Raw genomic sequence first — 24,236 nt, forward strand, 5'->3', positions numbered from 1 at the left:
GGCATGCCCGGGTGCCGCCGGCGTCCTAGCGGACGGCCGGGAGCTCCTCGTGCTTGGCCAGTTCGGCGCCCGAGGCCTGCGCCGACGACTTGGCGGCGGCCGGAGCCGGGGCGACCGGGGTGGCGTGCGGCTCGCACGTCACGTCCTGGGCGTCCACCTTGCCGGTCAGCAGGTAGCTGTCCACGCGGGTGTTGATGCAGGGGTTCACCAGGCTGGTGACACCGTGCGAGCCCGCGTTCTTCTCGGTGATCAGACGCGAACCGCCGAGGCGGCGGTGCATCTCGACGCCGCCCGCGTACGGGGTGGCCGCGTCGCGCTCGCTCTGGACGACGAGGACCGGCGGCAGACCGCGCTTGGCGCTCGCGCCGACCTCGATCGGGGTGCTCTGCTTGGCCTTCCAGGTCGCGCAGGGCAGGTTCATCCACGCGTTGGACCAGGTCAAGAAGGGGTACTGCTTGTTCAGCGCCGTGTTGTCCTTGTCCCACTTGGCCCAGCTGGTGGGCCACTTGGCGTCGGCGCACTCCACCGCGGTGTAGACGGCGTTGCCGTTCTCCGTCGCGATGTTGCCCTTGATGTCCGAGAGGTCCGGGGTGACCGCGTCGATCAGCGGCTTCTCGTCACCCGCGACGTACGCGCTCAGGGCCTGGGCGGTGGGCACCCACGAGGAGTCGTAGTACGGGGCGCTCTGGAAGAAGCCGATGAGCTCCGCCGGACCGGCCACGCCGCCGAGCGGGCTGGCCTTGGCCTTGGCGCGCAGTTCCAGCCACTTGGCCTCGACCTTGGCGCGGGTGTCGCCGATGTGGAAGACGCTGTCGTTCTTGGCGACCCAGTCCTCCCAGTCGTTCCAGCGCACCTGGAAGGCGACGTCCTGCTCCAGGTTGGCCTGGTACCAGATGTTGTCCTGGTCCGGGTTGACCACGCTGTCGACGATCATGCGGCGCACGTGGCCCGGGAACAGGGTCGCGTAGACCCCGCCGAGGTAGGTGCCGTAGGAGACGCCGAGGTAGTTCAGCTTCTTCTCGCCGAGCGCGGCCCGGATGACGTCCAGGTCACGCGCGGTGTTCGGCGTGGTCATGAACGGCAGCATCTCGCCGCTGCGCTCCTTGCAGCCGTCCGCGTACTCCGCGGCGAGCTTGCGCTGGGCGCGCTTGTCGGCCTCGTTGGACGGGACCGGGTCCGCCTTGGGGACCTTGACGTACTCCTGCGGGTCGACGCAGGAGATGGGCGCCGAGTGGCCGACGCCGCGCGGGTCGAAGCCCACGAAGTCGTACGCCTTGGCGGTGTTGACCCACAGCGGGGACTTGGTGGTGATCCGGCGCGGGAAGCGCATGCCGGAACCGCCCGGGCCACCGGGGTTGTAGACGAGCGCGCCCTGGCGCTCCTCCTTGGTGCCGGTGCTCACCGCGCGGTCGACGGCGAGGTCGATGGTCTTGCCGTACGGCTTGGCGTAGTCGACCGGGACCTTCACCCAGCCGCACTGGATCGGCTTCTCGAAGCCCCAGTCGGCCGGGCAGTCCTTCCAATCGATCCCGGTGCGGGCCGCGCGGGCGGCGGCGACCTGAACGCCGATCGCCTCGTTGTAGCCGTTGCCGCCGGAGACCGGGGCGGCCTCGGCGGTCGGGGCGAGCAGCAGGCTCGCCGCCAGCGCACCGGTGATCAGAGTGGCAGCGCTCCCCAGCGCCGCGGTGCGTATCACGTGGTTGATCCCCCTGCGTCATCTGCCGTCGTGGGCAGCCGTATTGGTCGATTCGGTCGTTGACGTGCAGGGGGATCCTTGCGCCTGACCGGGACCGGGCGACAGAGCACGGTCCGGTTCTTTGCCAACCCGATATGCGGACGGGAGTGTACCGCTGAGCGGTGTCCGGTTCGCCCCGGGTCCGCCCTCCCGTTACCAGCCGTACGCCGAGCAGGCCGCGTCGAGCAGTTCCCGCAGCCCCAGCGCGTCCGGGGCGAGGGCGGTCACCAGGACGGCCGGTCCGGCGAGCGGGGTCACCGCCGCGAACTCGCCCAGCAGCGCCGCCTGCGGCGGGGCCTCGGCGAATGCCGGGTCGACCACCAGGAGTTGGCCCAGCGCCCGGTGGCCCGCGAGCCCCGCGGGGCCGTCCCAACCGCCGGGGGCGCCCGGTCCGCAGGCCAGTTCCTGGTCCAGCAGCGGGCGGCCGCCCCGGAAGACGGTGAGCCGGCTGCGGAGCAGGCCCGGGACCTCCCCCGTACGGCCGAGCACCTGCTCCTCGCGCAGCAGCAGCCGGGCGGTGGGGGCGAGTTCCACGCGGGTGCGCACGCGCAGGTCGCTGCCGCGTACGGAGACCAGCGGTTCGGGGAGCCAGCGCACCGCCGCGTCCTCGGCCAGCGTCAGCCGTACGTCGTACCGCGCGGGCGCGCCGCCCCGGCCGGGCAGCGCCAGGGTGGCCGCCGCCGAGCGGAGCCCGAGCCGGGCCCCCGGTCCGGCGTCGGCCTCCACGCTCAGGTGGTCCCCGCCGAGCGGCGCGCTCATCGCGCCGACCAGCATCACGCCGGCCTCGGCGCCCTCGCCCCGGGTGCGGCGCAGCGCGAGCGGGCCGTCCCCGGCCAGCAGCGGCAGGGCGGTGCCGCCCCGGCCGTCGGCGACGGCGGCGATCTTGGCGGTGGCCCGCAGGCCCGCCGGAGCGAGGGCTCCCGGGGCGACGGGGGGCGCGCTGGTCACCGTACGACCCAGGCGGCGATCCGGTCGCGCACCCAGTCGGCGACCGGGGTGACGCCCTCGGGCCCGCGCAGGGACTGGAACGCCACGGGCAGGTCGCCACGCTGTTCGGCGGCGTCGCGGGCCATCCGGTCCAGGTCGGAGCCGACGTGCGGGGCGAGGTCGGTCTTGTTGACGATGAGCAGGTCGGCGGTGGTGACGCCGGGTCCGCCCTTGCGCGGGATGTCGTCGCCGCCGGCCACGTCGATGACGAAGATCTGGGCGTCGACCAGGCCCCGGGAGAAGGTGGCGGTCAGGTTGTCCCCGCCGGACTCCACCAGGATCAGGTCGAGCGGTGCGGTGTGCCGGTGGGCTTCCTCCAGTTCCTCGACGGCCTCCAGGTTGGCGGAGATGTCGTCCCGGATGGCGGTGTGCGGGCAGGCTCCGGTCTCCACGGCGCTGATCCGCTCGGGCGGCAGGACCGCCTCGCGGAGCAGGAACTCGGCGTCCTCACGCGTGTAGATGTCGTTGGTGACGACGGCCATGGACAGTTCGGCGCGCAGGGCCCGGCACAGCGCCGCCACGGTGGCGGTCTTGCCGGAACCGACCGGTCCGCCGAGGCCGACGCGCAGGGCGCGGCGGGTGCCGTCGGCGCGTACGGGCTCGGCGCTGTGGGTGTGGCGGTGGGGGTAGCTGCCGCCGTGGTCGAGGTGCATGGTTCTCCTTGGGTGGGGGCGGTCAGGAGGCGAAGAGCCGGACCGGCCAGTCGGCATGGGCCTGCGCCGCGATGTCCAGCAGCGGGGAGGAGGCGGCCGGCAGTGCCTCCAGACCCTCGTGCCGGGCCAGCAGGGCGGCGCTCGCCGCCCGGCCGGACACGGCGTCGAGTTCGGGCGCGAGACCGGCCAGGACCGCGCTCGCCTCGAAGGGGTCCAGGCCCAGCAGCCGGACGGTGGCGGTGGCGGGACCGCTGACGCTCTCGTACGCCGCCACGTGCGCGGCGTCCAGCGGCCCGAGCCCGGCGGCCCTGGCCGTGACGCCGAGCACCACGGGCTGGTGGGCCCCGCGCGGGAAGGCCGCGGCCAGCGCGTCGAGTTCGGCGGCCGGCCAGGTGGCCCGGGCGGCCCGCATCAGCTGCCGGCCGAGCCGCCGCGCGGCCAGGCGCAGCGCGGGCGAGGGGGTGCGGGCGTCGGCGGCGGCATCGAGTTCCACCGGGTCGAGGCCGTGGGCGGCGGCCGCGGCGAGGCCGGCGGCGACGAGGCCGGAGGTGTGCAGCCGCCCCCGGCAGAACTCCGCGAGGGTGGCGGCGTCGTGGATCCGGCCCGCCTTGCAGGCGGCCTCCGCCCCGCCGGAGTGGGCGTGCCCTCCGGCGGGGAAGCGGCCGTCGGCGAGGACGAGCAGCGCGGCGAGGCTCATCGGGCGAGGCCTCCGCCGGTCACGGTCCGCGCATCGGAAGGGGCGCCCATCAGAACAGGAAGTATCTCTGTGCCATGGGCAGTTCCGCCGCCGGAGCCGGCTCCACGACCTCGCCGTCGATGGTGACGGTGAAGGTGTCGGCGTCGACCTCGACCCGGGGCATGGCGTCGTTGTTGCGCATGTCCGTCTTGCCCACCTTCCGGGTGCTCTCGATGGCCACGAACTGCTTGTCGAGGCCCAGCCGTTCGGGCAGCCCGTCGTCGAGTGCGGCTTGCGCGGTGAAGTTCAGCGAGTTGAGGGCCGGCGCGCGCCCGTAGGCCCCGTACATGGGGCGGGGCAGGACGGGCTGCGGGGTGGGGATGGAGGCGTTGGCGTCGCCCATCTGCGCATAGGCGATCTGGCCGCCCTTGACGACGACCTCCGGCTTGACCCCGAAGAAGGCGGGGCTCCACAGGACCAGGTCGGCGAGCTTGCCGACCTCGACCGAGCCGATCTCGCGGGCGAGGCCCTGGGCGACCGCGGGGTTGATCGTGTACTTGGCGACGTAGCGGCGGGCCCGGTGGTTGTCGGCCGGGCCGTCGCCGGGCAGGAAGCCGCGCCGCTTCTTCATCACGTGGGCGGTCTGCCAGGTGCGCAGTACGACCTCGCCGACCCGGCCCATGGCCTGCGAGTCGGAGGAGATGATGGAGATGGCCCCGAGGTCGTGCAGGACGTCCTCGGCGGCGATGGTGGAGGGCCGGATCCGGGACTCGGCGAAGGCGAGGTCCTCGGGTACGGCGGGGTTGAGGTGGTGGCAGACCATCAGCATGTCGAGGTGTTCCTCGATGGTGTTGACGGTGTGCGGCCGGGTGGGGTTGGTGGAGCTGGGCAGGATGTTCGGCTCGGAGACCACGGTGATGATGTCGGGCGCGTGTCCGCCGCCCGCGCCCTCGGTGTGGTACGAGTGGATGGTCCGCCCGGCGATCGCCGCGAGCGTGTCCGCGACGAATCCGGCCTCGTTGAGGGTGTCGGTGTGGATGGCGACCTGGGCGCCGGTCTCTTCCGCGACGGTCAGGCAGGCGTCGATGGCCGCGGGCGTCGCCCCCCAGTCCTCGTGGATCTTGAAGCCGAGGGCGCCGCCGCGCAGCTGGGAGTACATGCCCTCGCGGGACATGGTGTTGCCCTTGCCGAGCAGGCCGATGTTGACGGGGTAGGCCTCCAGCGCGGCGAACATCCTGGCCAGGTGCCAGGGTCCGGGCGTGACGGTGGTGGCCTTGGAGCCCTCCGCGGGTCCGGTGCCGCCGCCGACGAGGGTGGTGATGCCGGACGCGAGGGCCTCGTCGATCACGGTGGGGGCGATGAAGTGCACGTGGGCGTCGATGGCCCCGGCGGTGACGATCTTCCCGTTGCCGGCGATGATCTCGGTCTCGGGGCCGATGACCAGGGAGGGGTCGACCCCGTCCATGGTGTCGGGGTTGCCGGCCTTGCCGATCCCGCAGATCCGGCCGTCGCGGATGCCGAGGTCCGCCTTGACGATGCCCCAGTGGTCGAGGATCACCACTCCGGTGATCACCGTGTCGGGGGCGCCTTCGGCGCGGGTGGTGCGGGCCTGGCCCATGGACTCGCGGATGACCTTGCCGCCGCCGAAGACGGCTTCGTCCCCCGACTGTCCGGGGCCGCCGCTGAGGTCCTGTTCGATCTCCACGAAGAGGTCGGTGTCGGCGAGCCGGATCCGGTCGCCCTTGGTCGGTCCGAAGAGGTCCGCGTACGTCTGGCGGGAGATCTCAGCCATCGAGCGGCCCTCCGGTTTCCCCGCGCAGGCCCGGCACGGTGCGCAGACCGCCCAGCGGGACGAGTTCGACGGAGACGGGGATGCCCGGCTCGAAGCGGACGGCGGTACCGGCGGCGATGTTGAGCCGGAGCCCGTGGGCGGCGGCACGGTCGAAGTCGAGACCCGGGTTGACTTCGGCGAAGTGGTAGTGCGAGCCGACCTGCACGGGGCGGTCGGCGGCGTTGAGCACGGTGAGACGGGTGATGGCGCGGCCTTCGTTCAGGCGCACCGGACCGTCCCCGAAGGCGATTTCGCCGGGGATCATGCTGGTGCTCCCGTTCAGACGATGGGGTCGTGGACAGTGACGAGCTTGGTGCCGTCCGGGAAGGTCGCCTCGACCTGGACGTCGTGGATCATCTCGGGGATCCCCTCCATGACCTCGTCGCGGCGCAGCACGGTGCGGCCGGAGGCCATGAGCTCGGCCACGGTCCGCCCGTCACGGGCGCCTTCGAGGATGTGCGAGGTGATCAGCGCCACGGCTTCGGGGTGGTTGAGGCGCACCCCGCGCGCCCTGCGCTTCTCGGCCACGTCGGCCGCGACGTGGATGAGCAGTCTTTCCTGCTCGTGCGGTGTCAGTTGCACACGTATCACCAAGCTTCCGGGACAAGATCAACTTCGCGCCAAGAAGACCCTAATCGCCTTCAACACTTTGTTGACCTGCGCATATCCGTGCCAAGCATCTCTTGCCCAACACAGGGAGAGGCTTTCCGTCCCGATCACCAGTCCTTTACCGGCCCATGGGTGATCATTGGCGGAAGGCCGCGGGCGCCATAGTAGGACCCGCAGTTTTCCGCCGAGTTAAGCCACGTTTCCGGGAGGCTCCCGGTTCAGCCCCGGGCGCCGTCCATGGAGGTCTTCGTATACGGAAGCACCCCGCGGCGCGGCGTGGAGCGGCGGCGGCACCTCGGCCGCGGCGCCCTCAACAACCGGTGGTGGTCCGCGCCGGGGCCGCGACGGCCCAGGGGAGCGCGATCCACACGGTCTTGCCGCCGTCTTCGGTCGGGGTGACCGAGAGGCGGCCGCCCGCCTCCGCGGCGAGCCAGCGGATGATCACCATCCCCCGGCCGTTGTCCTGCTGGACGGCGGCCGGCAGTCGCCGGGGCCGGCGCGGGTGACTGTCCGTCACACCGACCCGCAGCCATTCACCGCGCTCCAGCCGGAGGTCCACGGTGAAGGTGGGCGACTGGCCGAAGGTGTGCTGCACCGCGTTGGTCGCGAGCTCCGAGACGATCAGCCGGACGGTGTCGGCCGTCTCGGATTCCTCGGGCAGTCCCCATTCACCGAGCACCTCCGCGGCGTACCGGCGGGCAGCGGCGACCGCGGCCGGGTCGCTCGGCAGAGTGACGGATGCTTCCTGGTGGTCTGCCATGGCGACGTCCCTTTCCCACCGGGGCGCAGCCGCCCCGGATCTACGCTGAGCGTCAGAGTGCACCCATCGTGCCGCCGTTTCCGTCGTTCCCCCAAGATATGCATATATCTGTCGCTCAATGCGGTGAACTCTGCTACGGAAGAGCTTATTTGGACGGCAGACTGGTGCGAGGTGTGCCGGTGGGAAGGAGAGCGGGTATGCAGCACGGTCCCGCGGTACGCCGCCGCAAGCTGGGCGAGGAATTGCGTGCGCTCCGTGACCGGACCGGTCTCACCAGTGGTGAGGCCGCCCGGTTGGTGGGATGGCACCAGTCGAAAATCAGCCGCATCGAAACAGGGAGAAGTGGCGTGAAGACGGAGGACATCCGGCTCCTCCTCGACGCCTACGGGGATGTGGTGAGCACCCAGCAGCGGGCCCTGCTGGAGGCCCTGGGAGCCTCGGCGGCCGGCCCCGGGGCGGGGGGCGACCGTGCGCCCGGCCGCCAGTGGTGGCACGACTACCGGGGGCTGCTGCCCCAGGAGTACCGGGACTTCATCAGCCTGGAGGCGGGGGCCCGCTCCGCACGCACCGTCGAACTCTCGGTGGTGCCGGGCCTGCTGCAGACGCCGGAATACGCGCGCGCCGTGACCCGGGCGGCGCTGGGCGGGCTGCCGGAGCCGAAGGTGGACGCGCTGGTCGACGTACGGCTGGCCCGCCAGTCGGTGCTGCGGGCCGACCCTCCGCTCGAACTGAGCGCGGTCCTGGACGAGGCGGTGCTGCGCCGGCAGATCGGCGGCCCGGGGGTGATGCGGGAGCAGCTGCGGCACCTGGCGGAGGTGGCCCGGCTGCCCCAAGTGCGCCTGCAGGTGCTGCCGTTCAGCGTGGGGGGGCATCTCGGCCTGACCGGACCGTTCGTCATCTTCTCATTTCCGAACATCGCCGATCTGGATGTGGTGGTACTCGACCATTTGACGAGTAGCCTCTACCTGGAGCGGAAGGAAGACCTAGAGGCGTACAGCGCCGCGTTCCGCACCATCCAGGCGCACGCCCTCCCGCCCCGGGACTCGTCGGATCTGATCAGCTCTATCGCTGACGACGCGTAAGGAGGCACCCCCGTGTCCGCAACCCCCTTATCCACCCGCGGACTTCTGATCAGCGCGCGGTGGCGGCGGAGCAGCCGCAGCACCGGAATGAACAACTGCGTGGAAGCGGCCGTCCTCAGTGGCGGTCTCCTGGCCGTCCGCGACTCCAAGCGGACGGAGGGCCCGGCCGTGCTCTTCACCGGACCCGCCTGGGACGGCTTCCTCGCCTCGGTCCGGGCGGACGCCCCGGCGTGAGGTTCAGCGGTCCGTGGCTCCGGCGGGCGCGGTACGCACGATCACCGCGACGGCCCGACTGATCTCGTCCCCCGTGAGATCGGCCCGGGCGGTCAGCCGCAACCGGGAGATGCCGTCCGGAACGGACGGCGGCCGGAAGCACCCCACGGACAGACCTGCCTCGCGGCAGTCGGCGGCCCAGCGCAGTGCCGCCGCAGCCGACGGGGCCCGCACCGACACCACGGCCGCGTCCGGCCGGGCCGAGGTCAGGCCGGACGCGGTGAGCCGCCCGTACAACTCGGCGGCCACCTCACGCGCCCGCGCGGCGCGTTCCGGTTCCCGCCCGAGCAGGCGCAGGGCGGCGAGCGCCGCGCCCGTGGCGGCCGGGGCGAGCCCGGTGTCGAAGATGAAGGTCCGGGCCGTGTTGACCAGGTGCCGTATCACCTTGGCCGGTCCGAGCACGGCGCCGCCCTGGCTGCCCAGCGACTTCGACAGGGTCAGCGTCGCGACCACCCCGGGCGCGCCCGCGAGCCCGGCCGCGTGCAGCGCGCCCCGGCCGCCCTCGCCCAGGACGCCGAGCCCGTGGGCGTCGTCCACCACCAGGGCGGCCCGCTCCTCGCGGCAGGCGGCGGCGTAGTCGGCGAGCGGGGCGGCGTCCCCGTCGACGGAGAACACGGAGTCGCTGACCAGCAGGGAGCGGCCCTCGTGCCCGGCCAGCGCCTTGCGCGCGGCGTCCGCGTCACCGTGCGGGACGACGCCGACGTCGGCGCGCGAGAGCCGGCAGCCGTCGACGATCGAGGCGTGGTTCCCCGCGTCCGAGACGACGAGCGTGCCGCGGTCGCTCAGCGCCGTGACCGCGGCGAGATTCGCCGCGTAACCGGACGAAAGCACCAGTGCGGCCTCGAAGCCGCAGAACGCCGCGAGTTCGCGCTCCAGCGCGGCGTGCAGTTCGGTGGTGCCGGTGACCAGGCGGGAGCCGGTGGCTCCGGCGCCCCAGCGCTCGGCCGCCCGCTGCGCGCCGGCGATGACCTCGGGGTGCCGGGCCAGGCCGAGGTAGTCGTTGCTCGCGAGGTCCAGCAGCGGCGAGGATGCCGGGCGCGGACGCAGCGTCCGGACCAGCCCGGCCCGCTCGCGGGCCCGTTCCGCTTCGTCGATCCAGGCGAAGACGTCCACGGGCTCGGGGGTGTGCTGGAGCATCGGCGCAGTCCTCGGGTTTTGTCGGCTGTCCACAGGCCTGCTAGACCTTAGCCCGCCGGGGCACGAGCGCCAGGTGTGGCGATACACACACTGTGTTCCGGCGATGTTGTGCGATCTCTCCTTGGCCGTGAGTGCCGGTGTGGTCCAGGATCGGCGTCATGGACCTGCTGAACACCCTGGTGGAAAAGGGGCTGCGGCGCGAGCTGCCGACCCGCGAAGAGGCACTCGCCGTACTGGCGACTTCCGACGACGAACTGCTCGACGTGGTGGCCGCGGCCGGCAAGGTGCGCCGCCAGTGGTTCGGACGGCGAGTCAAGCTGAACTACCTGGTCAACCTGAAGTCGGGACTGTGCCCGGAGGACTGTTCGTACTGCTCCCAGCGGCTGGGATCGAAGGCGGAGATCCTCAAGTACACCTGGCTGAAGCCCGAGGAGGCCTCGCAGGCCGCCGCGGCCGGTGTCGCGGGCGGCGCCAAGCGCGTCTGCCTGGTGGCGAGCGGGCGCGGTCCGACGGACCGTGACGTGGAGCGGGTCGGCAAGACGATCGAGGCGATCAAGGAGCAGAACGAGGGCGTCGAGGTCTGCGCCTGTCTCGGCCTGCTCTCCGACGGCCAGGCCGAACGCCTGCGGGACGCGGGCGCCGACGCGTACAACCACAACCTCAACACGTCCGAGGCGACGTACGGTCAGATCACCAAGACGCACACCTACGCGGACCGGGTCGACACCGTACAAAAGGCGCACGCCGCGGGTCTGTCCGCCTGCTCCGGCCTGATCGCGGGCATGGGCGAGAGCGACGAGGACCTCGTCGACGTCGTCTACTCGCTGCGCGACCTGGATCCGGACTCGGTGCCCGTCAACTTCCTGATCCCCTTCGAGGGCACCCCGCTGGCCAAGGAGTGGAACCTCACCCCGCAGCGCTGCCTGCGGATCCTGGCGATGGTGCGCTTCGTCTGCCCCGACGTCGAGGTCCGGCTCGCCGGCGGCCGCGAGGTGCACCTGCGCAGCATGCAGCCGCTGGCCCTGCACCTGGTGAACTCCATCTTCCTCGGCGACTACCTGACGAGCGAGGGCCAGGCCGGTCAGGCCGACCTCGACATGATCGCGGACGCCGGTTTCGAGGTGGAGGGCGCCGGTACGACGACCCTCCCGGCGCACCGCTCGGACCAGGCGGCGGCCGGGGGCTGCGGCTCGCACGGCGCGGGCGGCCCCGTGTGCGGCTCGGCGGCTTCCGCCGGCTCCGCCGACGCGCCCGGCTGCGGTTCCGCGTGCGGCGGCTGCTCGGGACACGACTCCCCGGAGTCGGCGCCCGAGGAGGCTCCCGTCCGCGGCCAGGCGGAGGCCGGCGAGGTGCGCTCGGACCTGGTGGCGGTACGGCGCCGCGGCGCGGGGACGGATCTCGCCCCCAATGCCTGATCCGCTCCACCTTTCGGCTGCCGGTCTGCTCGCGCTGGACCGGCAGCACGTCTGGCACCCGTACGGCCCCATGCCCGGGCGCCAGGACCCGCTGGTCGTCTCCTCCGCCGCGGGTGTCCGGCTGCGGCTCGGCGCCCCGGCGCACGGGCAGCAGGAGCTGGTCGACGGCATGTCCTCCTGGTGGTCGGCCATCCACGGCTACAACCACCCGGTGCTGAACGAGGCCGTCACCGCCCAGCTGGGCCGGATGTCGCACGTCATGTTCGGCGGGCTCACCCACGAGCCCGCCGTCCGGCTGGCCACGAAGCTGGTCGAGATCACCCCGGCCGGTCTGGAGCACGTCTTCCTCGCCGACTCGGGCTCGGTCTCGGTCGAGGTCGCCGTCAAGATGTGCCTGCAGTACTGGCGCTCCCTGGGGCGGCCCGCCAAGACCCGGCTGCTGACCTGGCGCGGCGGCTATCACGGGGACACCTGGCAGCCGATGGCGGTCTGCGACCCCGAGGGCGGGATGCACGAACTGTGGTCGGGGCAGTTGCCCCGGCAGGTGTTCGCCGACGTGCCGCCCGGCGGGTTCGACACCCCGGTGGACCCGGCGTACACCGCGCACCTGCGCTCGCTGATCGCCGCGCACGCGCACGAACTGGCCGCCGTGATCGTGGAACCGGTGGTGCAGGGCGCGGGTGGGATGCGCTTCCACAACCCCGGCTACCTGCGGGTGCTGCGGGAGCTGTGCGACGAGTACGACGTCCTCCTCGTCCTGGACGAGATCGCGACGGGCTTCGGCCGCACCGGCTCCCTGTTCGCCGCCGGCCACGCGGAGATCACCCCGGACGTGATGTGCCTGGGCAAGGCGCTGACCGGCGGCTACCTCACCCTGTCGGCGACGCTGTGCACGCCCCGAGTGGCCGACGGCATCTCGCGCGGCGAGGTGCCGGTCCTGGCGCACGGACCGACCTTCATGGGCAATCCGCTGGCCACGGCGGTCGCGCTGGCCTCGGTCGAGCTGCTGCTGAGCCAGGACTGGGCGGCGGAGGTCGAGCGGATCGAGGCCGGCCTGCTGGCGGGCCTGGCCCCCGCCGCGGAGCTGCCCGGGGTGAAGGACGTACGGGTGCTGGGCGCGATCGGCGTGGTCCAGCTCGACCACGAGGTCGACCTGACCGCCGCCACGCGGGCGTCGGTGCGCGAGGGCGTCTGGCTGCGCCCGTTCCGCGATCTGATCTACACGATGCCGCCGTTCGTCACGGGTGACGCGGACGTGGCCCGCATCTGCCGTGCCGTCCGTGCGGCCGCGCAGGAGGGCTGACATGACGATCCTGTTCGTATCCGGCACCGGCACGGAGATCGGCAAGACGGTGGTGACCTCGGCGGTCGCCGCCGCGGCGGTGGCCGCCGGCCGGTCGGTGGCGGTACTCAAACCCGCCCAGACGGGGGTGGGTCCGGACGAGCCCGGTGACGCGGCGGAGGTCGCCCGGCTGGCCGGCCCGTCCGTCACCGCGCGGGAACTGGCCCGCTATCCGGAGCCGTTGGCACCGGACACGGCGGCGCGCCGCTCGGGGTTGGCGACGCTGTCCCCAGCCGTCGTCGCGGAGGCGGCGGAGAAGCTGGCGGCCTCGCACGACCTGGTCCTGGTGGAGGGCGCGGGCGGTCTGCTGGTCCGCTTCGACGAGGCGGGGCACACGCTGGCCGATGCGGCGCGGCTGCTCGACGCGCCGGTCCTGGTCGTCGCCCCGGCGGCTCTCGGCACGCTCAACTCGGTGACGCTGACGGTGGAAGCGCTGGAGGCGCGCGGGCTCACCGCGCCGGGCGTGGTGATCGGCAGCTGGCCGGCCGTGCCCGACCTGGCCTCGCGCTGCAACCTGGCGGACCTCCCGAAGGTGTCGGGCCTGCCGCTGCTCGGCGCGGTTCCGCAGGGCGCCGGCGCGCTGGCGCCCGCCGAGTTCCGGGCCGGGGCCCCCACCTGGCTCGCCCCGTCCCTGCACGGCGGCTGGTCGGCGCACTCGTTCACGGCCGCCTGGCCGGCCTGAGGACCGGTCCGGCCGGGGCGGGGGCGTTCGCGCGACGGCGCTCCCCGCCCCACCGGCCCCTGCCTCCACGTCTCAGTGGCCGCCGCGGGGCTCGTGACAGCCGCCCTCCATGTACATCCCGTGCGCCTCGATCTTCACCGGGCTGCCCAGGTAGCCCGTCACGCACGGCCCGCTCTCCGGGACCGACAGTACGAACATCAGATTGTCCGGCGCCGAGCCGTACACGTCCCCGCTCTCGACCCGGTAGCCCAGCCCCGTCAGCAGTACGCGGAGTTCCTCCGTGGTGCGCGGCGCGCCCTTGCCGTCGGGGCCGTCCAGCGCCGCCTTGATCCGCGCGGCGTGCGCGTCGCCCCGGCACCGGGCCGCCGGGGTGAGCCGGGCCTGGGTCTTGTACCCGTGGTTCTCGGCGTACTTGCGCGCCTCCGGGTCCGTCGGCAGGCCGGCCGGCGTCCCGGTCTCGGAAGGCATCGTCTCGGCCCGGCCCGCGCACCGCGCGGCCACCTCGGGGAACAGCTTGTCGTGGCGCTCCACCGCGGCGGCGGCCTGCGCCGCGTAATCGACGCTCGGCGCCGCGGAAGGGGCGGCGGATCCGGCCGCCGGCCGGGCGCCCGGGGCTACTGTGGTTCCACAGGCGGTCAACGCGAACAACCCTGCCGCGAACAGCACGGTACGGGCCGGTCCGGTACGGAACTTCACGGCGTCTCCACGTCCTGAGGCGGCCCCGCGACAAGGGCCGGATGATCCGATTATCCGCACGGTCCGGCCGGGGTCATGAGTACGCGTACCTACCTCACCCGGCCTCAACTCCCCCACCGTGGCGGCCAGTACCACGCGCCACCGGTTTCGCGGGCCGCCTGGACGGGGAACAGCCCGGCAGGGCAACCGCACCCGTCGCACCCGCCCGGAGGCTCGCCATGCCCACTTCACGTCTTGGTTCGGATCCCGTCCACCACCCCCTCTTCGCCCGGTTCTACGCCCGCGTCAGCCCGGCCGCCGACACCCGGGGCGGTATCGCCGCCGTGCGGCGCGAGCTCCTGCACGGGGTGTCCGGCCGCGTCATCGAGATCGGGGCGGGCAACGGGCTGAACTTCGCCCACTATCCCCGCGCCGTCGCCGAGGTCGTCGCCGTCGAGCCGGAGCGCGTGCTGCGCCTGCGCGCCGCTGCCGCCGCGCTGCGCGCCGACGTCCCGGTGGACCTGGTACCCGGCGTCGCGGAGGCCCTCCCGGTCAAGAGCGAGGCCTTCGACGCCGCCGTCGCCTCCCTCGTGCTGTGCAGCGTGCGCAGCCTGCCGCGGGCCCTCGCCGAGCTGTACCGGGTCCTGCGCCCCGACGGCGAGCTGCGCTTCTTCGAGCACGGCCTGGCGCCGGGACCGGGCATGGCCGCAGTCCAGCGCACGCTGGACCGGACCGTGTGGCCCCGCCTGTTCGGCAACTGCCACACCGCGCGCGACCCGCTGGCCTCGATCGAGGCAGCCGGGTTCCGGATCGTCTCGCAGCGGGTGTTCCGCCTGCCCGAACGCGGGCCCGCGCTGCCGACCTCGTACTGCGTGCTGGGTACGGCCCGGCGGGGCGTGGACTGAGCGGTCCCGGCGGCCGGGGCGCCGGTGTCAGCCGTTCAGCGGCTTGACCCAGCGGGTCCAGTGGTCCTCCGGGTGGTACCCGGCCGCCTCCCACGCCGCCTGTGCCCGCTCGTTGCGGTCGAGCACCATCGCGTCGGCGCGCCGGCCGCCGAGGGCGCAGAAACGTTCCTCCGCGGCGGCCAGGAGCGCCCCGCCGATGCCCTGCCTGCGGTGTTCGGGGTGCACGGCGAGCCGGTAGAGATGGCAGCGCCAGCCGTCGAACCCGGCGATCACGCTGCCGACCAGCTCCCCGTCGCGGCGGGCGAGGAGCAGGGCGTGCGGATCGCGGGCGTGGAGCCGTTCGACGCCCACGAGGTCGTCGCTGATGCTCGTGCCCTCGGCGGCGGTCTTCCAGAAGTCCAGCACGGCGGTGAGGTCGGCGGCCGTCGCGGCGGCGATATGAAGATCATTCATACGGCGATCCCACCATTCGGCGGGACCCGCCAAAAGCAGGGGACCTTCCCTTTGCCCGTCCTTTACCATGTCAGGACCCGTCCTCACGAGCGAAAGGTGTGAACGTCCGCCCATGGGCGAGCCTCCCAGTACCCGCAGCCGACCTCCGGTGGCACGACGTCGCGCGATGCCCCGCCTCCTGACCGATCATGGAACGGAGGTGACCGACCGATGACCGAAGTGCTCCTGCTCCTCCTGGCGCTGCTGCTCTGCCTCGCCTGCGGGGTGTTCGTCGCGGCCGAGTTCTCCCTGACGACCGTCGAGCGCGGCGAGCTCGAAGGGGCCGTCGAGCGCGGTGAGCGGGGCGCCGAGAGTGCCCTGGCCGCCGTTCGCAGCCTGACCTTCCAGCTGTCCGGCGCACAGCTCGGCATCACCGTGACGGGCCTGGTCATCGGCATGATCTCCAAACCTTCGATCGCCGCCCTGCTCAAGGGCCCGTTCCAGGCCATGGGCCTGTCGGCGGGCGCCGCCTCCTCCACCGCGCTGGTGGTGGCCACCGTGCTGTCCACGGTGGTCCTGATGGTGATCGGCGAGCTGGTTCCGAAGAACTGGGCGATCTCCTCCCCCCTGGCCATCGCCAAACGCGTGGCGACCCCCCAGCGGGTGTTCAGCCGGGCGTTCAGGCCCTTCATCAGCCAGCTCAACAGGACGGCGAACCACATGGTCCGCAGGTTCGGCATGGAGCCGGCCGAGGAGCTCGCCTCGGCGCGCAGTCCGCAGGAGCTCGTCGCCCTCGCCCGGCACTCCGCGAAGGCGGGAGCGCTGGAGAAGGACACCGCCGAACTGTTCGTGCGGACCCTGAACCTGGCCGATCTGACCGCCGAGAACGTCATGACACCTCGGGTCCAGGTCACCGCGCTCGACGTGCAGACCACCGCCGAGGACGTGGCGAACGCGACGCTGGCGACCGGCCTGTCCCGGTTCCCCGTGTACCGCGGCAGCCTCGACACCGTCGTGGGGACCGTCCACATCAAGGACGTCCTGGCCCTGCCCGCAGAGGAGCGGCACGGCTATCCGGTGTCGCAGCTGCTGCGCGCACCCCTGCTGGTGCCCGAGTCGCTCACGGTGGACCGGCTGCTGGACCGGCTCTCCGGCAAGCAGACGATGGCCGTGGTGATCGACGAGTACGGCGGTACGGCCGGCGTGGCCACGCTGGAGGACATCGTCGAGGAGGTCGTCGGCGAAGTCCGCGACGAGCACGACCCGCACGAGACGCCGGACCTGGCCCCGGCCGGTGCCGACGACTTCGGCCGCCCCCTGTTCTCGGCCGACGGCGCCGCGCGCACCGATCAGCTGCGCGGGATCGGCCTGCGGGTGCCGGACGGCCCGTACGAGACGCTGGCCGGGCTGATAGCGACCGAGCTGGGCCGGATCCCGGAGGTCGGGGACAGCCTGGAGCTCGACGGCTGGCGGCTGGACGTGGTGGACGCGAGCGGGCGCAGGGCGGCGCGCGTGCTGCTGCACCAGCCCGCGGATGGCGATGACGAGGGTGCGGGGGACTCGCGATGACCGTGATCCAGTTGCTGATCGGCCTGGCGACCCTGGTCGTCAACGCCTTCTTCGTCGGCGCGGAGTTCGCTTTGATCTCCGTCCGGCGCAGCCAGATCGAGCCGTACGCCGAACAGGGCGACCGGCGGGGGCGCGCGGTGCTGTGGGGCCTGGAGCACGTGTCGGCGCTGATGGCGGCGGCGCAGCTGGGCATCACCCTGTGCACCCTGGTGCTGGGCGTGGTCGCCGAGCCGGCCATCGCCCACCTGCTGACACCGGTGTTCGACTTCTTCGGTGTGCCGGGCGGGCTGACCCACGCGATCTCCTTCGTGGTCGCGCTGGCCCTGGCGACGTACCTGCACATGCTCTTCGGCGAGATGCTGCCGAAGAACGTCGCGCTGTCCGAGCCGGTACGGACGGCGCTGCTGCTGGGGCCGCCGCTGGTGACCCTGACCCGGGCGCTCAAGCCGGCGATCTTCGCGATCAACGCGTTCGCCAGCCTGCTCCTGCGTCTGCTGCGGGTGGACGCCAAGGACGAGGTCGCGGCGACGTTCTCGGACGACGAACTCGCGCGGATGGTCAAGGACTCCAGCGCCGCAGGGCTGATCGACAACCGGGCGAGCGCCCGGCTGCACGACGCCCTGGAACTGGGCCGGCGGCCGGTCACCGACGTGGTGCTGTCCTCGGACCGGGTGGTCCCGGCGCGCGAGGACATCACCCCGGCGGGGCTGGAGCGGCTCGCCGCCACGTCCGGGTACTCCCGGTTCCCGGTGATCGACGGGCAGCACAAGATCCTCGGTTACCTGCACGTCAAGGACGCGCTCGACGCGGACGTGACCCAGCGGGACCAGCCGTTCCCGGCCTCCGCGCTGCGCCCGATCGCGCAGGTACGGGCGGAGACCCCGCTGGACGACGTACTGACCGCGATGCGGCGGAGCCGCACGCACCTGGCCGCCGTGCAGGGGCCGGACGGTGCGATGACCGGGCTGGTGACCATGGAGGACGTCCTGCGCGAGCTCTTCGGCAGGCCGGCCCCGGCTTGAGGGTGTCCGCGGTGCCCCGGTTCCGCAGGGCCGTGCGGAGCCGGGGTACCGCGCGGTAACATCGCTGCGCCATGGAGATGAATGCCTCTTACACCAGTTTCGTCGCGGTCGGCGACTCCTTCACCGAGGGCATGTCCGACCTGCTCCCGAACGGCTCCTACCGGGGCTGGGCCGACCTGCTGGCCGCGCGTCTCGCCGCGCGGGAGCCGGGCTTCCGCTACGCGAACCTCGCCGTCCGCGGGAAGCTGATCGGGCAGATAGCCCGGGACCAGGCGCCCGCGGCAGCGGCGATGGGCGCCGATGTGGTGACGCTGGTGGGCGGCCTGAACGACGCCCTGCGGCCCAAGGTCGACATGGGTCGGGTGCGCGGGCATCTGGAAGAGGCCGTGGGGCTGCTCGCCCCCACCTGCAAGACCCTGGTCCTGATGCGCTCCCCGGGCCGCAACGGTCCGGTGATGGAACGTTTCCGCCCGCGGATGGAGGAACTCTTCGCCCTGCTGGAGGAGCTGGCCGCCCGGCACGGCGCGCTGCTCGTGGACCTGTACGGGGCGCCCGTGCTCGGCGACCCCCGGCTGTGGGACGTGGACCGGCTGCACCTGACCCCCGAAGGTCACCGGCGCGTGGCCGAGGCGGTCTGGCAGGCGCTGGGCCTGCCACCGGAGGCGGACTGGCGGGCCCCGCTGCCGCCCGCGGTGGCCCCGGGCTGGTCCGTGCGCCGGACCGAGGACATCCGCTTCGCCCGGCAGCACCTGCTGCCCTGGATCGGGCGCCGGATCACAGGCCGTTCCTCCGGCGACGGCCGCGCGGCGAAGCGCTCGGAGCTGCTGCCGTACGAGGCCTGGGCGCCCGACCGGCTCTCGTAGCAAGGCACAATCCGCAGCGGGTCGCCTACCTGCGTAAACGCACAGCGGCGGCCCAAGTAGAATCCCTACACGTGACAGCCAAGCCCCGCATCCCCAATGTCCTGGCCGGCCGCTACGCCTCCGCGGAGCTCGCCGTCCTGTGGTCCCCCGAGTACAAGGTGACGCTGGAGCGGCGGCTGTGGCTCGCCGTGCTGCGCGCCCAGAAGGATCTCGGCATCGAGGTCCCGGACGCCGCCCTCGCCGACTACGAGCGCGTCCTGGAGACCGTCGACCTCGCCTCCATCGCCGAGCGCGAGAAGGTCACCCGGCACGACGTGAAGGCCCGCATCGAGGAGTTCAACGCCCTCGCCGGCCACGAGCACGTCCACAAGGGCATGACCTCGCGCGACCTCACCGAGAACGTCGAGCAGCTCCAGATCCGGCTCTCCCTGGAACTGGCCCGCGACCGTACGGTCGCCGTCCTCGCCCGCCTCGGCAAGCTGGCCGGTGAGCACGCCGAGCTGGTCATGGCCGGCCGCTCCCACAACGTCGCCGCACAGGCGACCACCCTGGGCAAGCGGTTCGCCACCGCGGCCGACGAGCTGCTGGTCGCCTACGACCGGCTGGAGAACCTGCTGGCCCGCTACCCGCTTCGCGGGATCAAGGGCCCGGTCGGCACCGCCCAGGACATGCTCGACCTGCTGGGAGGCGACGCCGCCAAGCTCGCCGACCTGGAGCAGCGCATCGCGGCCCACCTGGGCTTCGCCCAGGCCTTCACCTCGGTCGGCCAGGTCTACCCGCGCTCGCTGGACTACGACGTGGTCACCGCCCTGGTGCAGCTGGCCGCCGCCCCGTCCTCGATCGCCAAGACGATCCGCCTGATGGCCGGCCACGAGCTGGTCACCGAGGGGTTCAAGCCCGGCCAGGTCGGCTCGTCCGCGATGCCCCACAAGATGAACACCCGCTCCTGCGAGCGCGTGAACGGCCTCATGGTCATCCTGCGCGGTTACGCCTCGATGACCGGCGAGCTGGCCGGCGACCAGTGGAACGAGGGCGACGTCTCCTGCTCCGTGGTCCGCCGCGTGGCCCTGCCCGACGCGTTCTTCGCCTTCGACGGCCTGCTGGAAACCTTCCTCACCGTCCTCGACGAGTTCGGCGCCTTCCCGGCGGTCGTGGCCCGCGAGCTGGACCGCTACCTGCCGTTCCTCGCCACCACCAAGGTGCTGATGGGCGCGGTACGGGCCGGGGTCGGCCGGGAAGCCGCCCACGAGGTCATCAAGGAGCACGCCGTGGCTTCCGCACTCGCCATGCGCGAGCAGGGAGCCGAGCGCAACGAGCTGCTCGACAAGCTGGCCGCGGACGAGCGGATGCCGCTGGACCGGGCCCAGCTCGACGCCCTGATGGCCGACAAGCTGTCCTTCACGGGCGCCGCCGGCGACCAGGTCGCCACCGTGGTCTCCCGCATCGAGGACATCGCCAAGCAGCACCCGGAGGCCGCCGGGTACACGCCGGGGTCGATCCTCTGACCCCCGACGAGCTGAACGCCGCCCGTGACCGCGTCGTCCCCGACGTGGTCGCGGGCGGTCTGCGCGTGCTCTTCTGCGGGATCAATCCGGGACTCCTCTCCGCCGCGACGGGCCACCACTTCGCCCGCCCGGGCAACCGCTTCTGGCCGGTCCTGCACCTGTCCGGCTTCACCCCGCGCCGGCTGGCCCCCGCCGAGCAGGAAGAGCTGCTGTCCTACCGCCTCGGCATCACCAACGTCGTGGCCCGCGCCACGGCGCGCGCCGACGAGCTGAGCGCCGAGGAGTACCTGGAGGGCGGCCGCCTCCTGACCGCCAAGGTGGAATTCCTGCGCCCCCAGTGGCTGGCCGTGGTCGGTGTCACCGCCTACCGCATCGCCTTCCAGGAGCCCAAGGCCAAGATCGGCCCCCAGGAACGCACCATCGGCACGACCCGCGTCTGGGCCCTGCCCAATCCCAGCGGTCTCAACGCCCACTGGACGGCGGAGTCCATGGCCCAGGAATACGCCCGCCTCCGCGCCGCCGCCGAGGGAACCGTCTAGGCCCTTGGCCGGAGGCGGCCTACGGCGGGTCGATCACGGTGACGCCGGCGATCAGCCGGTACGGATCCTCCGCCTCCCAGTGGGCCACGCAGGCCACGAGCCACCGGTCTTCGGCCCGCCACAGGTGCACGTGGTCGGTACTGTTGCTGAGCTCCTCCCATGGCTCCGGTATCTCCTCCCCGTCGAGCCCCCGGTGCAGCATCCCCGCGAGGGTGAACAGCTGGGGCTCACCCCATCGATCGGTGAGGGCCTGTGCGAGCGCCCCGTACTCTGCACTGATCTGGTCGGCCGCCTCGATCCGCCCCGAGCCGTCGTCCTCCCAGAAGTCCCGGGTCTCCACGAGCTGGACCAGGTGGTATCCCGGCCCACTGCTGTGCCGGCCGGACCAGACCGGCTCCGAAGGAAACACCTGCGCCCGGAGCCGGTCGATCGTGTCGAGATGCTCTGCCGTGGTCATGGCGTCAGTATCCCGGCGGGCACTGACAACTGGCCCGGCGTCACGCCGCCCGGCGCCGCACCGCCAGCCATCCCGCGGCCAAGGCCACGAGCGACCAGAGCGCGGCGACACCGAGCCCGCTCCAAGGGCCGAGTGACCCCTCCGCCTCCATGCGCATGACCAGCTGCCCCGCCCGGTCGGGCATGAACTGGCCTGCTCCGCCCGCCACCTGGCCGATGACGAACGGCAGGATCAGCAGGAAGGGTATGAGCAGGCTCATCACGAGGGTGCCGCTGCGCACCAGCGCGGTCAGGCCTGCCGACAGCAGGGCGATCAACATCAGGTAGACACCGCTGCCGAACACCGCCCGCAGCGCACCGGGGTCACCCACCTCCAGGGCCCGCTCCCCCATGAAGGCCTGTCCGGTGACGAAGGTGACCACACCCGTGATCTCCCCCACCACGAAGGCCAGTACGGCCACCACCGCCGCCTTGGAGAGGTAGAGCCGGCTCCGGTTGGGCACGGCCGTGAGCGAGACCCGCAGCGCTCCCTCACGGAACTCACCGGCGAAGGCGGTGGCGCCGAACGCCACGGCGGCTATCTGGCCGAAGTTCACGCCGTAGAAGGCCCCGGCGAGCCGGTCTTCTCCCAGTGCATCCTCCTGCCCCGCGCCGAGCGCGGCGGCGACGAGAAGGGTGATGCCGACGGTGGTGAGCAGCACGGCTATGAGGGACCCGAGGGTCGCGCGGGCGGACCGTATCTTGATCCATTCCGAGTGCAGGACGGGGACGGTGGGTAGACCGGCTGCGGTCACGGCGGTAGCTCCGTTCAAGGGGACAGGGACAGGGACAGGAATTCGGGGACCGGGGTCGAGGACCGGGATCGGGACGGGTCGAGGATGATCAGGCGGGCGTCGCGACGAACTGCGTTCGGTCTGAGGTGAGTTCGAGGTAGGCCTGTTCTAGCGAGGCCCGCTCGTCGGAGAGCTCCAGCAGCGGTATCCCGTGGCGGGCCGCGAGTGCGCCGATGCGTTCGGCCCTTATGCCGTCGACGCTCCAGCTGCCGTCCCCGGCTGCGGCGAGCGCGAAGCCCTCGCCTGCGAGCGCCTCCCGCAACCGGCCGGGCTCGGTGGTCCGCAACCGGGTCCGGGGAGTGCTGCGCGAGTCGATGAACTCCTTCATCGGGCTGTCCGCCAGCAGCTTGCCCTGTCCGAGCACGATCAGGTGGTCGGCGAACGAGGCGGTCTCCGCCATCAGATGACTGGAGACGAGCACCGTGCGCCCTTCGGCGGCGAGGCTTCGCAGCAGCTCCCGGATCCAGATGATGCCCTCCGGGTCCAGGCCGTTGGTCGGCTCGTCCAGGAGCAGCACCGCCGGGTCACCGAGGAGCGCCGCGGCTATGCCCAGCCGCTGGCGCATGCCGAGTGAGTAGGTCTTCACCCGTCGGCGGGCCACCGAGGCGATACCGCACTGCTCGAGTACCCCGTCCACCCGCTGCGCGGGAATGCGGTTGCTGACCGCGAGGGCCAGCAGGTGGTCCCGGGCGGTGCGCCCGCCGTGGGCCGCTTGCGGATCGAGCAGGGCGCCCACCCGGTGCAGCGGCCGCGCCAGTTCGGCGAAGGCGCTGCCCGCGATGCTGGCGGCGCCGGACGTCGGCCGGTCGAGCCCGAGGATCAGGCGCATCGTCGTGGACTTTCCCGCCCCGTTGGGGCCCAGGAAGCCGGTTACCCGTCCGGGCAGGACATCGAAGGTGAGGTGGTCCACGACCCGGGTCGGGCCGTAGTCCTTGGCCAGTTCGCGGATCTCGATGCGGTTCATGGCTCAAGGCTCGCCGCCGGCCCCCACCCGGCTCCTCCCCCGTGCGAGGGTGCCGTCTCCCCCACGTGGGGGAGACGCCCGGCGCCGGGCCGCTGTCACGATGAAGCCATGTACCGAATGCTCCGCGCACCGCTCCAGGCGGTGACGTACTCCCGCTGGCTGCACCTCTGCGTGCCGTTGCTGCTGCTGGCGATCTGGATGTTCATCAGGCCCGACATGCCGTGGGTGCCGTTGCTGATCGTCGTCCCGTTCGGCTTCGTGCCGTGGGTCCGGCTGGCCGAGGGCCTGCAGGCCCGGTTCCTGCTGACGCCGGACGAGGGCGACTCCGTCGACGCCGCCATCACCACGGCTGCGTCAGCGCGTTGGGGTGACCGGTGGCGGACTCTGCTCTGGCTGGAGATACGGCTGGTCGTCGCCGGAGCGGCCATGTTCGCGACCGTCACCCTGCCCGTGCTCACCGTCCAGCTCATCGCGATCGCGGTCGGCCACCCGACGGAGGCGGACGTCATGGTGCCGTTCGCTCCACCGCCGCGTTGGGCGGCCGCCCTGCTGGCACCGGTTCCGTTGGCCCTGCTGATCGTCATCGTCGCACTGCTCGGCGAGATGATCACCGCGATCGCCCGTCGGCTGCTGGGGCCTTCCGCGGCGGAGCGGGTGTCCGCGCTGGAAGCCCGGACGGAGCAGTTGTTGGAGCGGACCCGGATGGCGCGGGAGCTGCACGACTCCATCGGGCACGCGCTGACCGTCGCGGTCGTACAGGCCGGCGCGGCACGGGCGGCCGGGGATCCGGCGTTCACCGAGCGGGCGCTGTGCGCGATCGAGGAGACGGGCCGGGCGGCCCTCGAGGATCTGGAGCGGGTCCTCCTGGTCCTTCGGGAGTCGGCTCAGCCGCTGTCCCGGCGCCCGACCCTGGCGGAGGCGGACCGGCTCCTGGAGTCGGCGCGGGCATCGGGGTCGGAGGTGGACGCCCGACTGAGCGGCGCGCTCGAAACGTTGCCGGGCCCGGTCACCCGCGAGGGGTACCGGATCCTGCAGGAGGCGCTGACCAATGTGCTGAGACACTGCGGGCCCGTGCCCGTCCGGGTGCGGGTCGAGATGGCCGCCGGCCGGCTCGACCTGGAGGTGACGAACCCGCTGCCGGACGGGCCCAGTGTCATCACGGGCAGCGGAAGCGGCCTGCGCGGGATGCGGGAGCGGGCCGCGCTGCTCGGCGGCCAGGCCGAAACCGGTCCGCACCAGGGGCGTTGGAGGGTGCGCGCCCGGCTCCCGCTGGAGCGAATACCCTGACCGG

26 protein-coding genes are annotated in these 24,236 nt (G+C 72.5%); 12 read left to right on the top strand and 14 right to left on the bottom strand.

From position 1 onward, the window contains the following. Positions 1-25: 25 nt before the first annotated feature. The 8 genes from ACZ4M3_RS20620 to ACZ4M3_RS20655 form a co-directional block, all read right to left on the bottom strand. On the bottom strand, positions 26-1,696 hold the full coding sequence (locus ACZ4M3_RS20620; RefSeq protein ID WP_467734582.1) for an alpha/beta hydrolase: 1,671 nt from the start codon (positions 1,694-1,696) through the stop codon (positions 26-28). 192 nt (positions 1,697-1,888) lie between these two features. Continuing rightward, a complete protein-coding gene (locus tag ACZ4M3_RS20625) occupies positions 1,889-2,683 on the bottom strand; it encodes an urease accessory protein UreD (RefSeq protein WP_467734584.1) in 795 nt (264 codons plus the stop codon). Beyond that, the gene (ureG, locus tag ACZ4M3_RS20630; protein WP_467734585.1) at positions 2,680-3,375 is read right to left on the bottom strand and encodes an urease accessory protein UreG; all 696 of its coding nucleotides are present in this window, start codon (positions 3,373-3,375) and stop codon (positions 2,680-2,682) included. The genes ACZ4M3_RS20625 and ureG overlap by 4 nt, the downstream gene beginning before the upstream one ends. 22 nt (positions 3,376-3,397) lie before the next feature. Next, on the bottom strand, positions 3,398-4,072 hold the full coding sequence (locus ACZ4M3_RS20635; protein ID WP_467734587.1) for an urease accessory protein UreF: 675 nt from the start codon (positions 4,070-4,072) through the stop codon (positions 3,398-3,400). 49 nt (positions 4,073-4,121) lie between these two features. After that, positions 4,122-5,843: an urease subunit alpha gene (locus tag ACZ4M3_RS20640; protein WP_467734589.1), complete on the bottom strand. Its 1,722-nt coding sequence runs from the start codon at positions 5,841-5,843 to the stop codon at positions 4,122-4,124. Next, on the bottom strand, positions 5,836-6,147 hold the full coding sequence (locus ACZ4M3_RS20645; protein ID WP_136211536.1) for an urease subunit beta: 312 nt from the start codon (positions 6,145-6,147) through the stop codon (positions 5,836-5,838). The genes ACZ4M3_RS20640 and ACZ4M3_RS20645 overlap by 8 nt, the downstream gene beginning before the upstream one ends. A 14-nt stretch (positions 6,148-6,161) precedes the next feature. Further along, on the bottom strand, positions 6,162-6,464 hold the full coding sequence (locus ACZ4M3_RS20650; RefSeq protein ID WP_190186959.1) for an urease subunit gamma: 303 nt from the start codon (positions 6,462-6,464) through the stop codon (positions 6,162-6,164). Positions 6,465-6,801: 337 nt separating this feature from the next. Beyond that, positions 6,802-7,251: an ATP-binding protein gene (locus tag ACZ4M3_RS20655; protein ID WP_467734591.1), complete on the bottom strand. Its 450-nt coding sequence runs from the start codon at positions 7,249-7,251 to the stop codon at positions 6,802-6,804. Positions 7,252-7,448: 197 nt separating this feature from the next. Here ACZ4M3_RS20655 and ACZ4M3_RS20660 point away from each other — a divergent pair, with 197 nt between their 5' ends. Both ACZ4M3_RS20660 and ACZ4M3_RS20665 read left to right on the top strand, forming a co-directional pair. Continuing rightward, a complete protein-coding gene (locus ACZ4M3_RS20660; RefSeq protein WP_467734593.1) occupies positions 7,449-8,333 on the top strand; it encodes a helix-turn-helix domain-containing protein in 885 nt (294 codons plus the stop codon). Between the two features lie 12 nt (positions 8,334-8,345). After that, on the top strand, positions 8,346-8,567 hold the full coding sequence (locus ACZ4M3_RS20665; protein WP_136211544.1) for a DUF397 domain-containing protein: 222 nt from the start codon (positions 8,346-8,348) through the stop codon (positions 8,565-8,567). A 3-nt stretch (positions 8,568-8,570) separates the two neighbouring features. On the opposite strand, the gene ACZ4M3_RS20670 is transcribed toward ACZ4M3_RS20665, so the two are convergent. Further along, positions 8,571-9,743 carry an 8-amino-7-oxononanoate synthase gene (locus ACZ4M3_RS20670; RefSeq protein ID WP_467734595.1) on the bottom strand — a complete coding sequence of 391 codons (1,173 nt, stop codon included), beginning with the start codon at positions 9,741-9,743 and terminating at the stop codon, positions 8,571-8,573. 158 nt (positions 9,744-9,901) lie between these two features. Here ACZ4M3_RS20670 and bioB point away from each other — a divergent pair, with 158 nt between their 5' ends. From bioB to bioD, 3 genes are read left to right on the top strand one after another with little or no spacing between them, the layout of a single operon-like run. Then, complete coding sequence (gene bioB / locus ACZ4M3_RS20675; protein ID WP_467734597.1) at positions 9,902-11,158, top strand: biotin synthase BioB; 1,257 nt, start codon at positions 9,902-9,904, stop codon at positions 11,156-11,158. Next, positions 11,151-12,461 carry an adenosylmethionine--8-amino-7-oxononanoate transaminase gene (locus ACZ4M3_RS20680; protein ID WP_467734599.1) on the top strand — a complete coding sequence of 437 codons (1,311 nt, stop codon included), beginning with the start codon at positions 11,151-11,153 and terminating at the stop codon, positions 12,459-12,461. Before bioB ends, ACZ4M3_RS20680 begins: the two co-directional genes overlap by 8 nt. A 1-nt stretch (position 12,462) precedes the next feature. Then, entirely contained in the window at positions 12,463-13,182 is a 720-nt protein-coding gene (gene bioD, locus ACZ4M3_RS20685) for a dethiobiotin synthase (RefSeq protein WP_467734600.1), read from the top strand. A 72-nt stretch (positions 13,183-13,254) separates the two neighbouring features. On the opposite strand, the gene ACZ4M3_RS20690 is transcribed toward bioD, so the two are convergent. After that, on the bottom strand, positions 13,255-13,878 hold the full coding sequence (locus ACZ4M3_RS20690) for a hypothetical protein (RefSeq protein ID WP_467734602.1): 624 nt from the start codon (positions 13,876-13,878) through the stop codon (positions 13,255-13,257). Positions 13,879-14,096: 218 nt separating this feature from the next. Between ACZ4M3_RS20690 and ACZ4M3_RS20695 the strand changes: the two genes are divergently transcribed. Next, positions 14,097-14,762 carry a class I SAM-dependent methyltransferase gene (locus ACZ4M3_RS20695; protein WP_467734604.1) on the top strand — a complete coding sequence of 222 codons (666 nt, stop codon included), beginning with the start codon at positions 14,097-14,099 and terminating at the stop codon, positions 14,760-14,762. A 27-nt stretch (positions 14,763-14,789) separates the two neighbouring features. On the opposite strand, the gene ACZ4M3_RS20700 is transcribed toward ACZ4M3_RS20695, so the two are convergent. Further along, positions 14,790-15,215, bottom strand: coding sequence for a GNAT family N-acetyltransferase (locus ACZ4M3_RS20700; protein ID WP_467734606.1), 426 nt, complete (start codon positions 15,213-15,215; stop codon positions 14,790-14,792). A gap of 210 nt (positions 15,216-15,425) precedes the next feature. On the opposite strand from ACZ4M3_RS20700, the gene ACZ4M3_RS20705 reads away from it, so the two are divergent. The 5 genes from ACZ4M3_RS20705 to mug all read left to right on the top strand — a co-directional run bounded on the left by ACZ4M3_RS20705 (position 15,426) and on the right by mug (position 20,692). Then, positions 15,426-16,763 (top strand): hemolysin family protein, encoded by a 1,338-nt coding sequence (locus ACZ4M3_RS20705; RefSeq protein WP_467734608.1) that lies wholly within the window; start codon positions 15,426-15,428, stop codon positions 16,761-16,763. Further along, complete coding sequence (locus ACZ4M3_RS20710) at positions 16,760-17,785, top strand: hemolysin family protein (protein ID WP_467734610.1); 1,026 nt, start codon at positions 16,760-16,762, stop codon at positions 17,783-17,785. The genes ACZ4M3_RS20705 and ACZ4M3_RS20710 overlap by 4 nt, the downstream gene beginning before the upstream one ends. A gap of 71 nt (positions 17,786-17,856) precedes the next feature. Further along, positions 17,857-18,648, top strand: coding sequence for an SGNH/GDSL hydrolase family protein (locus ACZ4M3_RS20715; protein WP_467734612.1), 792 nt, complete (start codon positions 17,857-17,859; stop codon positions 18,646-18,648). A 71-nt stretch (positions 18,649-18,719) separates the two neighbouring features. After that, a complete protein-coding gene (gene purB, locus ACZ4M3_RS20720; protein ID WP_361137608.1) occupies positions 18,720-20,153 on the top strand; it encodes an adenylosuccinate lyase in 1,434 nt (477 codons plus the stop codon). Further along, on the top strand, positions 20,150-20,692 hold the full coding sequence (gene mug / locus ACZ4M3_RS20725) for a G/U mismatch-specific DNA glycosylase (protein WP_467734772.1): 543 nt from the start codon (positions 20,150-20,152) through the stop codon (positions 20,690-20,692). The genes purB and mug overlap by 4 nt, the downstream gene beginning before the upstream one ends. Positions 20,693-20,711: 19 nt before the next feature. Here mug and ACZ4M3_RS20730 read toward each other — a convergent pair whose 3' ends face one another. The 3 genes from ACZ4M3_RS20730 to ACZ4M3_RS20740 all read right to left on the bottom strand — a co-directional run bounded on the left by ACZ4M3_RS20730 (position 20,712) and on the right by ACZ4M3_RS20740 (position 22,945). Beyond that, complete coding sequence (locus tag ACZ4M3_RS20730; RefSeq protein WP_467734614.1) at positions 20,712-21,149, bottom strand: hypothetical protein; 438 nt, start codon at positions 21,147-21,149, stop codon at positions 20,712-20,714. A gap of 40 nt (positions 21,150-21,189) precedes the next feature. Beyond that, complete coding sequence (locus ACZ4M3_RS20735) at positions 21,190-21,942, bottom strand: ABC transporter permease (protein WP_467734616.1); 753 nt, start codon at positions 21,940-21,942, stop codon at positions 21,190-21,192. 88 nt (positions 21,943-22,030) lie between these two features. Then, positions 22,031-22,945 (bottom strand): ABC transporter ATP-binding protein, encoded by a 915-nt coding sequence (locus tag ACZ4M3_RS20740; protein ID WP_467734618.1) that lies wholly within the window; start codon positions 22,943-22,945, stop codon positions 22,031-22,033. Between the two features lie 108 nt (positions 22,946-23,053). On the opposite strand from ACZ4M3_RS20740, the gene ACZ4M3_RS20745 reads away from it, so the two are divergent. Then, complete coding sequence (locus tag ACZ4M3_RS20745; RefSeq protein WP_467734620.1) at positions 23,054-24,232, top strand: sensor histidine kinase; 1,179 nt, start codon at positions 23,054-23,056, stop codon at positions 24,230-24,232. Positions 24,233-24,236: the final 4 nt, after the last annotated feature.

The sequence above is a fragment of the Streptomyces sp. NPDC026522 genome, from assembly GCF_055567555.1.

Coding starts and splice junctions, on each gene's coding strand:
- ureG (WP_467734585.1), bottom strand. CDS start 3,375: ATGCACCTCGACCACGGCGGCAGCTACCCCCACCGCCACACCCACAGC.
- ACZ4M3_RS20635 (WP_467734587.1), bottom strand. CDS start 4,072: ATGAGCCTCGCCGCGCTGCTCGTCCTCGCCGACGGCCGCTTCCCCGCC.
- ACZ4M3_RS20640 (WP_467734589.1), bottom strand. CDS start 5,843: ATGGCTGAGATCTCCCGCCAGACGTACGCGGACCTCTTCGGACCGACC.
- ACZ4M3_RS20645 (WP_136211536.1), bottom strand. CDS start 6,147: ATGATCCCCGGCGAAATCGCCTTCGGGGACGGTCCGGTGCGCCTGAAC.
- ACZ4M3_RS20655 (WP_467734591.1), bottom strand. CDS start 7,251: ATGGCAGACCACCAGGAAGCATCCGTCACTCTGCCGAGCGACCCGGCC.
- ACZ4M3_RS20660 (WP_467734593.1), top strand. CDS start 7,449: ATGCAGCACGGTCCCGCGGTACGCCGCCGCAAGCTGGGCGAGGAATTG.
- ACZ4M3_RS20670 (WP_467734595.1), bottom strand. CDS start 9,743: ATGCTCCAGCACACCCCCGAGCCCGTGGACGTCTTCGCCTGGATCGAC.
- bioB (WP_467734597.1), top strand. CDS start 9,902: ATGGACCTGCTGAACACCCTGGTGGAAAAGGGGCTGCGGCGCGAGCTG.
- ACZ4M3_RS20680 (WP_467734599.1), top strand. CDS start 11,151: ATGCCTGATCCGCTCCACCTTTCGGCTGCCGGTCTGCTCGCGCTGGAC.
- bioD (WP_467734600.1), top strand. CDS start 12,463: ATGACGATCCTGTTCGTATCCGGCACCGGCACGGAGATCGGCAAGACG.
- ACZ4M3_RS20695 (WP_467734604.1), top strand. CDS start 14,097: ATGCCCACTTCACGTCTTGGTTCGGATCCCGTCCACCACCCCCTCTTC.
- ACZ4M3_RS20700 (WP_467734606.1), bottom strand. CDS start 15,215: ATGAATGATCTTCATATCGCCGCCGCGACGGCCGCCGACCTCACCGCC.
- ACZ4M3_RS20705 (WP_467734608.1), top strand. CDS start 15,426: ATGACCGAAGTGCTCCTGCTCCTCCTGGCGCTGCTGCTCTGCCTCGCC.
- ACZ4M3_RS20710 (WP_467734610.1), top strand. CDS start 16,760: ATGACCGTGATCCAGTTGCTGATCGGCCTGGCGACCCTGGTCGTCAAC.
- ACZ4M3_RS20715 (WP_467734612.1), top strand. CDS start 17,857: ATGGAGATGAATGCCTCTTACACCAGTTTCGTCGCGGTCGGCGACTCC.
- ACZ4M3_RS20730 (WP_467734614.1), bottom strand. CDS start 21,149: ATGACCACGGCAGAGCATCTCGACACGATCGACCGGCTCCGGGCGCAG.
- ACZ4M3_RS20740 (WP_467734618.1), bottom strand. CDS start 22,945: ATGAACCGCATCGAGATCCGCGAACTGGCCAAGGACTACGGCCCGACC.
- ACZ4M3_RS20745 (WP_467734620.1), top strand. CDS start 23,054: ATGTACCGAATGCTCCGCGCACCGCTCCAGGCGGTGACGTACTCCCGC.